Source organism: Oleiphilus sp. HI0086 (assembly GCF_001635225.1).
This window is the reverse complement of record NZ_LWFZ01001464.1, coordinates 1-980: the sequence shown is the minus strand read 5'-3', so window position 1 is coordinate 980 and position 980 is coordinate 1. Positions and strand designations below refer to the sequence as shown.

General features: G+C 45.5%; 1 protein-coding gene. It reads left to right on the top strand.

Annotated features, from left to right (window positions below):
* Positions 1 to 28: 28 nt before the first annotated feature.
* Positions 29 to 980: Hpt domain-containing protein (locus A3756_RS24900; RefSeq protein WP_197481532.1), on the top strand; the 952-nt coding region annotated here is incomplete at its 3' end.

Sequence of the window (980 nt, the reverse complement as noted above, 5' to 3'; positions counted from 1 at the left end):
TGAAGAGTCTTCGCAGGCTCTAGAAGCAATGCTTAAGTCTATCCAGGCTTTGCAACCTTGCCAGCCTCAAGATGAGCTGGTCACGAATATCACTTCAATTGTTGATGATTTGCGTGTTAACACCCCACTTGTTGAAGAAGATATCGCTCCAGAAAATGAACAGCCCTCTGAATCACAAACGACAAGTCCTAGCCAGGTCTTATTAGACTTGGATCCGGAATTAGCCGAGATATTTTTAGAAGAAGCCCAAGAAATAATCGACAGTTCTGGCGAACTATTGCACCAATGGGAATCCGACGTCTTTAATATCGAGGTTGTTGGCGAGCTACAGCGTGAATTGCACACCCTTAAAGGCGGTGCTCGAATGGCCGAAATCAACCCTATTGGTGATCTTGCACACGAACTGGAAACCTTATTCGAGTCTATTGTTAATAAGCAGCTTGATGCGACACAAGACATGACGGCTCTTTGCTTAAGCTGTCATGATGCCTTAGCTAATATGGTTGAAGCGGTTCAACAAGGTTCAGCTATCAATGGCGCAGATGAACTTCTCAATAAGATCAAGCAAGTCACCACTGGCTCACCAGTAGAGACTTCTGAGCCAGAAGAACTTGAAATCACAAGCCCTGTTGAAACACCGGTTGAAGAGCCTGAAAGCATTGAAGTCAGTGCGCCTACAACCATAGATGAAGATGATCTTGAAGCAGACCTACTTCCCTTATTTATAGACGAAAGCAAGGATATTCTTTCTGCTGCTGCCGAGTATTTGGAGCACTGGCGCGAGGATGAAGACTTCATCGAAGGTATTGTTGAGTTACAAAGGGAAATGCATACCCTGAAAGGGGGAGCGAGACTTGCTGACGTTGACCCGATCGGCGACTTAGCTGAAGCCGTCAACACTCGTTTAGAGCAGATGATAGACGGTCAACTAAATGACCCTGAAGGCTTGTACCATGCAATCGCTAAAGCATACCAAGAAT